At 44.7% G+C, this 8,024-nt stretch carries 10 protein-coding genes; all 10 read right to left on the bottom strand.

The window, feature by feature from the left end:
* The coding region (locus AC5JL8_RS00110) for a plasmid replication protein, CyRepA1 family (RefSeq protein WP_495877749.1) at window positions 1-2,440 on the bottom strand (2,440 nt) is incomplete at its 3' end.
* A gap of 220 nt (window positions 2,441-2,660) precedes the next feature.
* Window positions 2,661-3,116 (bottom strand): hypothetical protein, encoded by a 456-nt coding sequence (locus AC5JL8_RS00105; protein ID WP_495877748.1) that lies wholly within the window; start codon window positions 3,114-3,116, stop codon window positions 2,661-2,663.
* A gap of 88 nt (window positions 3,117-3,204) precedes the next feature.
* On the bottom strand, window positions 3,205-3,804 hold the full coding sequence (locus AC5JL8_RS00100) for an alpha-ketoglutarate-dependent dioxygenase AlkB family protein (RefSeq protein ID WP_495877747.1): 600 nt from the start codon (window positions 3,802-3,804) through the stop codon (window positions 3,205-3,207).
* A gap of 1 nt (window position 3,805) precedes the next feature.
* Window positions 3,806-4,579 (bottom strand): BRO family protein, encoded by a 774-nt coding sequence (locus AC5JL8_RS00095; protein ID WP_495877746.1) that lies wholly within the window; start codon window positions 4,577-4,579, stop codon window positions 3,806-3,808.
* Between the two features lie 153 nt (window positions 4,580-4,732).
* Window positions 4,733-5,596: a KilA-N domain-containing protein gene (locus AC5JL8_RS00090; protein WP_495877745.1), complete on the bottom strand. Its 864-nt coding sequence runs from the start codon at window positions 5,594-5,596 to the stop codon at window positions 4,733-4,735.
* 42 nt (window positions 5,597-5,638) lie between these two features.
* On the bottom strand, window positions 5,639-6,094 hold the full coding sequence (locus AC5JL8_RS00085) for a DUF1392 domain-containing protein (protein WP_495877744.1): 456 nt from the start codon (window positions 6,092-6,094) through the stop codon (window positions 5,639-5,641).
* Entirely contained in the window at window positions 6,094-6,348 is a 255-nt protein-coding gene (locus AC5JL8_RS00080; protein ID WP_495877743.1) for a MerR family transcriptional regulator, read from the bottom strand. Before AC5JL8_RS00080 ends, AC5JL8_RS00085 begins: the two co-directional genes overlap by 1 nt.
* A 107-nt stretch (window positions 6,349-6,455) precedes the next feature.
* The gene (locus AC5JL8_RS00075) at window positions 6,456-7,259 is read right to left on the bottom strand and encodes a hypothetical protein (protein WP_495877742.1); all 804 of its coding nucleotides are present in this window, start codon (window positions 7,257-7,259) and stop codon (window positions 6,456-6,458) included.
* Window positions 7,260-7,375: 116 nt separating this feature from the next.
* Window positions 7,376-7,573 carry a hypothetical protein gene (locus AC5JL8_RS00070; protein WP_495877741.1) on the bottom strand — a complete coding sequence of 66 codons (198 nt, stop codon included), beginning with the start codon at window positions 7,571-7,573 and terminating at the stop codon, window positions 7,376-7,378.
* Between the two features lie 139 nt (window positions 7,574-7,712).
* On the bottom strand, window positions 7,713-7,913 hold the full coding sequence (locus tag AC5JL8_RS00065; RefSeq protein ID WP_495877740.1) for a hypothetical protein: 201 nt from the start codon (window positions 7,911-7,913) through the stop codon (window positions 7,713-7,715).
* Window positions 7,914-8,024: the final 111 nt, after the last annotated feature.

The raw sequence follows: 8,024 nt of genomic DNA, 5'->3' as shown, positions 1-8,024 counted from the left end.
TTTTAATTAACCGCCCCCCATCATCTTGCTCAACCAGTTCAGGGGTTACGCTCATGCCGTAAGTATCCTGAATGCGGAATTTCTCACACTCTAATGCTTCTTCTGGCTTGAGGTAATCTTGGTGTTGCCTCGCGGTGTATGTCCTTCTATCGATATCCTTGGCATTAGCAACTTTGCGATAATGCTCCTCATCGATGGCAACCCCCGCTGCTTTCATCCACCTAGAAGTTCCCTCATCAACGCCATCACCTGCTGGCACAATGGTATTGCCCATCTCTTCCAATAGCGATCGCAGATCAGCCCGAAGATTATTGATTGACCAGTTCCTTTGTGCTTCAATCTGACAACTGGTGTCCAATGCCCAATCCTTCTCTGCGCCACGCTTACCCGTTTCTTTATCGATGCGGATTAAAAACGCCGTCATTTCATTCTTCTGAAGAATCTTTTCCTTGATATGACGGGCATTGGTTTCGGCATAACCAAATGGTGGGCGAGGTGCAACCCAAACGTGCAGTGCTACATTATGACGATAACGCCATAACTGTTGAGCACATTCTGTGGCTGATTGGGACACAGCGTGAAACACACCAAACACGGCATCAAAATGATACGTGGAAATGTCAACACCTGTGCCGAGACTGGGAGTGGTCAACAGTGCATCAATATCTTTAATTGCAACGTTAATCTCCCTGATGAAGATAACATTCTCCTCACTACCGCTATTGTCTGAATGAATAGCCCAGACTTTTATCTGTTGGTCTGATTCTGACTCTGGTGTATCATCATCAAGCAATGGCTCAAGTCCATTCAAAGCACGTTCCAACTTTTTGATAAAGCGTTTAGAATCGCTCACCAGCATCAACTTCTGACCTAACATCAGTTGAGCGTGAAACACAGCGACTATTGCGCTACTATTAGGCCCCTCATACCAATGAACCTGACGACCACCTGAGCGATACTCATTTTTGATGATGTAGGGTTTTTCTCCTTCAGGTCGCATTTTCATGAAGAAATCAATCGTCAAATCATCAAGGTGAGCATCTGCCAGAACTACTAATTTGGCGTTATAGACGAGATACTCCAACACTTCCAGAATAGCCCCCCGGTGTTCTTTGCAGGTTTTGGACTTCAGCAAGTGAGCCACATATTGACAGGCTTCGTCTATAAATAGAATGTCGTAAGCCTGTAAATCATTCGCCATCTTATACAAAGAGTCTACGGTGATGCTGAGGGCTTTGGCTTTTGACCAGTCGCCACAGGATATAGCAGAGTACATCGCAGTTTGCAGGCGATCGCTGAGGTTCTTCAACAGATTAACCCGATGCCCATTGTTCAAGAAACTGAGATCGGGGTTTTCTTTTCTGAGAATAGCTAAGAGTTCAGTTTTCCCCGTACCCATATCCGAAGCCAAACACACCACCCCAGATTTTGGTAATGTATGGATGACTTGGGATAAGTAGCGGGTATTAACCGTTACATTCGGCTTATACTTGTTGAGTCCTCTTAACCGATTGATGAAAAATCTCTGCCGATATTCTTGCAGGGTAAGAGCATCAGCAATCATTGTGGCGACTGCTTTTTCTGCTTTGTTGCCCAGAGCTACAACCCAGTCGTCAATGCCTTTCTCTGGCCCCGGCAAAATTGCAACTTCACATTGACAGCCAACTTCTAAGATGACATTGGCAGTGCGGCGTGTGGCTTGGAAAACTTGCCATTGCGTTTTGGGTTTAGTTTCGTAATCAAACAAGATGATAAATTTTCGTCCGTCTTGCGCCATCGGGACTAAATCTGGATGCAGTCGCTCGAAGTCTTCTTTGCCCACTCGACCGTTCCAAATCCCAGGAAGTGCAATCGCCACATAGCCCAACGATAGAAGACAAGCGGCTTTCTTTTCTCCTTCTGTAAGGAATACAGGGATTTCGGGGTTTGCCATCACCCAAGCCCAAAAGCCTATTGCTTCGCCTGATTCGGTGATCGTAATTAGTTCTGGCATCGGCACATCATAACGAAGGGATACGAGCTTCCAGATGTGTAGCGGCACTCGCAGATAAGTGACACGGTTGGGGGTTTCAGGCGGAGATTCATATTTGATTGATTTTTGAGTCTGCTGTTGGGTTTCTTTGTCCCATTCAAAACGGGGGTTGTCGGGCTTCATCCTTCCCCAATCCATTGGCAGCCAATCGTTATGAGGGTCGAGTCCACTTGCCCACCATGCACTATTAATGTGAGCGTATCGTCTTAAGTTTCCTTCTCGTAACCGTCCATCGTTTCGTCTGGCGCTTTGGGGTAGGGCATACAACAGATATTCGTATACTTGCGATCCACTTAGGGAACGGACATTTAGTGCAACCAGGGCAGGGTCAACAGCAGAACCCTTCACCCATTCATGGTAATGGTTTTGTGCTAAATCGCTATTGTTATTATCTTCGGTTGCAGGCATATCCCCTCCAATATTTTTACGCATGGTGAAATAGCAGCATCAAAGGCATACTGCTGTTGAGTTTTCTAGAAGTTACTTATTAAAATCTCAGCACCAAGAAGAATGTGCTGTTGGTTATTGGGTCGAATGACACGCTTGAAAAGCTCTTTAGGTTGGGGGGGAGAAATTACTGTTCAATGGCTCTTCTCCCCCTGCTTCCCCCGCTCAAGAACAGCTTGCCTCAACGAATAACTTTTTCTCCTAAGCGAAAAGCATTGCCTCCGCAAGGGCGTAAACCCCTGATCAAGTTTTTGATTGCAAGCGTTTCAAGAGTTTTTACAATTGTGATCTCAACTATGGTTTGATCAGGCGATAGCAGCATTAACAGGTCTACTTCCGGGTCTAGTTTTCGGATTTTGTAAGCAAGTTGTTTGGTTTTTGCAACAAGGAGCTTGCAATCCTTCCAACTATCACAAGTAATTACAACGGCTTTACCAGAAATGACTTTGAAGGGATTAACTTGCCATGCCCCAGCATCCCGTCGTAAGAACCTCGCTGCTTCTAAAACACTTCGTAACTTGCCTGGACTCCAGGAAAAGACAAAATATTTAATCCAGGCTTCCAATTTCTCCATCTCGATTTGAGCAGGCGTGAGACTGGGGTTCGCATCTAATAGACAACTTTTAGTTTCTGCCATGATTTTGGCTCCTTTAATTGAATGAAAATGAATTGAATTAACGAAGCGATGCTAGAGGCAAAGATGTAAAGAAAATTTCTTTCCCCCCTTATCTGCGTCCTCCGGTGTGTGGTCGGAAAGTAAGATTAATCCTTGTGCTAACGACCTTGTTTGTTTTCGGTACTTGATGCAGATGTGTGGACTGACAGCCTGGGTGCATCACAAGCAAGCTGCCATGCTCCAGCCAGAAGTCTGTGGGTTTCCCAGCGATGGGCTTAATCTGAAATTTCCGTGCTGCACCAAGACTCACTGATGCGATCGTTGGGTTAATTCCCATTGATGGCTCATTATCTGCGTGCCACCCTATGGAGTCTTGGCCTGTGCGGTACTGATTCCCAATAACGATGCGGAAGTTGTACCCGGTGGTGGCAGTAATGCTATCTCGCAACTGAGCTAGTGCCTCTGTCCAGGGCAGGGGCTTGAGAAACACGCTATTGGAGTAGAGATAATCACATCCTTTATCGCTATAGATACATTCAAGACGAGGCACAGGAATAATCTTGCCCACCATCCTGATATGATTCTGCTGCCATTGCAGTTGTTTACAGTGCTGGTATAGTTCGTTTGCCTCTTGGATAGTCAAAAAGTCGGGGTAGTATGTGACTGGTAGGGTTGGGGCGGGTTCGTCAAACAGATTGAGTTGTTGCATATTACTGTTCTCCCTGTGACCAGAGTTGTTTCAATGCTTCTTGTTTTGCTCCTTCCAAGCGCTTTTGCTCTTCGGGCGACACCTCACCAATCAACTGCTGTACTTCCGTCTGTTGCTTTTGCTTCTGCTGTTGGGTTGTGGCAGCTGGTAAAACCAATGATTTATCTTTTCCTTGCCCTGATGGTCGGAAGTTACGACGGCGGAAGATATAACGGAAATGGCGTTTGTCTTGTGGGGGGAGCGATCGCCATACCTCGGCATCCCAACCAGGGGGTATGAAGTCGGTTGATGGTGGCAGTAGGTTTTGAATTTGGGATTGCAACTGAGCGAGCGCCTTGCCTTGTTCTTCGATTACCGTGCTTTGCTGTTGGAGCTTTTCCCAGAGTTGTGCAAGTAATTCTGAGGTTTGCGGGGCTAACTCTGCTTCACGAGTTTTCAGTGCGAAATAGTTTTGTGCGGCAGCTATTTCTGGTTTTCGTGAGTCCCCATTCATTGCTGTGAGATAGCAACCATAACGACTAAGCTTGAAATCGTCTCTGGGTCTACCTCCTGAACTTTTTGCCGACAATGGCAAAAAGTGTTTTTTGCGCTCAACCCCTATGTTTTGACAAGCTGCGATTGCTCTAGTGATAGCATCTTCAAGTCGTCGCCACTGTTGATAACCTAAGATGGGCATTAATTCACGAGCTAACCAATATTCCTGACCATCGGCATCAACTTGTTTAATCTGCTCAAATGGACTAGCGTGATTTTCATCAAAAGTGATTGCATCCATAATTTTTCCCCTGTTAATGTATGAACCTGTCGCAGCAGTGCTGTATCTCGTCTGACTTTTAAGTTTTGTAAACAGGTGTGTTATTTTGGTAGCGAACACATATACAACACCCATTTGTCTGTTGCGATCGCATTCTCTCTCTAGCGGTCGCTCTTACTTTTTCACCAACGTCATTTGCTTTTTGCTAGTGAAAGCCCCAGCCTGCTTGAGTGCCGCAGTTGGGTTTGGGTGTGCGAAAAACTCCTCAATTGCCTTAGTCAGTCCGGCAGCAACGGCAGGATCGTGGCAGGCGTAGATGTAGACTGATTGCTGAGTGCCATTGACTAATCTGTTTTCTTGGCGAGATCCCAAGTGTGGGTAAAATGTTCTCACCCATGTACCCAAATGACCCCGGTAATGGGAACCATTCAATGGAACTTTCTTGCCAAGCTCGCTCTCCGCAAAGTTGACCACGCCCAGCCACTTTTCTTCTGAAGGGGTTAGCAATTTTCTGTTGTGTTCAGCCAACAGATTTGCGGCAAAGTCTTTAAAATGCTGCTCAATGTATGGGTTGAGTCTCCCCCCTGTGAGGTCAGCTAAAGTTTTCATCGCGTCCACCAGAGTTTGCAAGCGCTGCTCAACTGGAGGGAGGGCAGGGGCAGGTGGTTGAGGAATTGGTTGTTGTTCTGCCTCAGCGATCATCACTTTTGTCAGGGTTCTGTTGGCCCAGACGCGGAACTCGACAGACACCCAGCGAGCTATATCAATGGCGATTTCTGGATGAACCCAAGTCCCTTGAGAGCTAGCACGCCCTGATATTTCGATGACAAGTGACGATATGGGGATTCCCATATCGTGGACAAGTGCTTGCAAATACTCGGTTGTAGACTTCAGCCTCATGTAATCAGCCAATAATTTCTTATTAGCTTTAGCCATTTGAGTAGCATTCACATAACCCTTAGGGATGGCATACTTTCCTACTTCCTCGTCTTGAGCCATTTGATTAATTTCAGAGTCTCGCCATAAATGTGTCAACATGATTGATTCTCCTGTTCTTGTTCAAACATTTAGTTGAATAACTTAGACATTCACCCGCATTAAGTCTTCTTCTCTGACCAATGAAAAGCGATTGGTCATACTGGATGGTGGAGAAAAAGTAGGTGATGCCAATTCGACTTTGTAAAACCAGGACTTCTCGATTAGCTCAATCCCCAGAATCAGCCTTTGGTTTGTGCCGCGATTGGGAAATTGCAACAGTACGCGCTCGCCCAACACAAAAGCTGGTTTTTTCACAGTGGTAGGTTTTATTCGACCAGTGCCAAGAATTTCATGTTTTGTTGCGCGTACAATGTCGTTCTCAACATCGATAACGTAGTCCCAACGCCGCTGATACCATTGCAGTCCACAGCAATGTCCGAATGTTCTATCAGTTTTGAGATAGACTTTCTCCAACAAATTGATTTCAACAGGTGGAATTTCTTGACCCCAAGGCGGAGATAAATACCAGCATTTTTCTAACTCGGTGATTGCTTCCATTACGCTTTTCCCTTCAAAAGATAATTGATGGCTTCGGTGTCAAGAGCAGCAATGCGTTTTTTGATTTGCTGTGGTGGATTTTCAAGGAACTGTTTGAGATGCCAGATTCTAATTTCGTAATGTTTGGGATAGCGTTTATTCGCTTTAAGCCAACCGCGATGTACCCACAAGCGGATAGTTGATAGATTCAGCGAAAGGATACTAGCGATTTGATGACAGGTGTAGTTTTCTAAGTCAGTAAATTGTCTAGCCATTTGCAACTTTCCGATATTTGATGTAGAGAGGGAAAAGCATGGGTGCAGGGGGCAAGGGGAAAGATTCTCTCCTTTGCTTTCTGCTCCCTGCCCTTGTCCTCTTTTCTTCAGGCAGCCTCAGATTTTGCCCCTTGTATCTGCTCCATCCATGCGCTGATTGCTGCTAACTCATCAGCACCCTGTGCAACTGCTTCAACAACTTGCTTTTGATATGAAGACTCGGCATGATTCGGGTGTTCAGTTTTATCAGCAGCCCAAGCAAAGCACATTGTTTTCACTAGTTCATCAACTTTACTAATGTGCAATTGGCTGGGGCTAATAGCATCTTGAAACTGCAACCACTCTTTTACTAAATCCAGTGGGTAATCAAGCAAAGTGCGTATTTTTCTGACTCGTAAATCTTGCGGAGCTACAGTAGACGGTGGCTGAGTTCGTGCCCCACCTAATAACGTTTGAATGCCGTGAATGATTGCTCCCCAGTCAGCGTTCGGGTTCCATTCTGCCCTGATTCTTACTTTAGTAGCCGCATCATATAACCGACAAAATACTGTATTCTCTTCGCCAGAAGTAACAGCAAGAATCAGGGGTTTAGAGAAGTCTTGTATAAGTGATGCAGACAAAAGAAATGTTTTCGCAAAATTGGTTTCTATGCCAGTTCTGATGATATAAATCTCATCCGCAGCGACAACAATATCTAACTTCATATTGTCCTTCCCTTTGTATTCTTTCGCTGTCAAACGCAGTTCTGATAAATAACCCGTTAAACCAGGTTGTTGTACAGGGATGGTTCTATCTTGCTCAATGTTGTAGTGGTACCACAAAAATGATTCGCCGCTAACTTCACCGTTTTTGATATATAAGTAAATTGGTTCTGGGGGATTGCAAAGACCTAGTTTGATTTCAGTATTCATGTTGACCTCGGCAATATGTGAAATGTGTAATAATGAGATATTTCTCTAGCGCTGTTTAACTGTAGAAAGCTAGCGATTACCTGGATATCAGCACTCATTCAGGCAGTCGCTTTTTTCTAAGGAGAACTTTTCGAGCTAACAGAAGGCTTTTGATTAGTTTCTAGTTCGCACTTTAAGTAAGATAGAGCAGTTTGGGCATCCCCAAGAGTTAAATCAGGCTGATAATCAAGTGCTTCAAAGTCTGGGTGTCTGGCTATCTCTTCAAGGATTAACTGTGCCGCATCAATTAATATGTGCAAATTGGGATGGGACATTTTTATTGCTCCTTTTTAAAAATCCCAAAGCTAGAATTCAAGAGTCAGAATAATTATTAACGAAGGATTTAACTGATGAATCTGCTATGCCAAACTCAGCTTTTATCCTTCGGAATTCTGATTCTTAACTTTTGACTTTTCATTGCATTTCCTCAATGATTTCCAACAGAAAACCGCAGCCAGTGTTTTGTACTTTCACAAGGTTTCTATCGAGCAAATATTGGATGGACACATTGGAAAACTTGATAGTATGCAAAGGCGCACAACCTCCACGGCAACGTAACGAGCGCAATAAATTAGCAGCAGTCAATTCGGAAAAGTTTTTCTGTGCTTTAGCCATTTGTGCTACCTCCAGTTACATTTGCTAACTGTTGCTTAAGAACGTCTATTTGCTGCTGATGAGCGTCAATTTCAGCAGTGATTTGCGAGAATAATTCTTGTCGTGAAAGCG

The sequence above is a fragment of the Mojavia sp. genome (genome assembly GCF_059505145.1).
Note: the sequence above shows the minus strand (reverse complement) of the source record. Positions and strands in the feature narration are given on the sequence as shown.

Excerpts from the sequence above, each read along its gene's own strand:
- AC5JL8_RS00105 (WP_495877748.1), bottom strand. The coding sequence starts at position 3,116 with ATGGCAGAAACTAAAAGTTGTCTATTAGATGCGAACCCCAGTCTCACG.
- AC5JL8_RS00100 (WP_495877747.1), bottom strand. The coding sequence starts at position 3,804 with ATGCAACAACTCAATCTGTTTGACGAACCCGCCCCAACCCTACCAGTC.
- AC5JL8_RS00095 (WP_495877746.1), bottom strand. The coding sequence starts at position 4,579 with ATGGATGCAATCACTTTTGATGAAAATCACGCTAGTCCATTTGAGCAG.
- AC5JL8_RS00090 (WP_495877745.1), bottom strand. The coding sequence starts at position 5,596 with ATGTTGACACATTTATGGCGAGACTCTGAAATTAATCAAATGGCTCAA.
- AC5JL8_RS00085 (WP_495877744.1), bottom strand. The coding sequence starts at position 6,094 with ATGGAAGCAATCACCGAGTTAGAAAAATGCTGGTATTTATCTCCGCCT.
- AC5JL8_RS00080 (WP_495877743.1), bottom strand. The coding sequence starts at position 6,348 with ATGGCTAGACAATTTACTGACTTAGAAAACTACACCTGTCATCAAATC.
- AC5JL8_RS00075 (WP_495877742.1), bottom strand. The coding sequence starts at position 7,259 with ATGAATACTGAAATCAAACTAGGTCTTTGCAATCCCCCAGAACCAATT.
- AC5JL8_RS00070 (WP_495877741.1), bottom strand. The coding sequence starts at position 7,573 with ATGTCCCATCCCAATTTGCACATATTAATTGATGCGGCACAGTTAATC.
- AC5JL8_RS00065 (WP_495877740.1), bottom strand. The coding sequence starts at position 7,913 with ATGGCTAAAGCACAGAAAAACTTTTCCGAATTGACTGCTGCTAATTTA.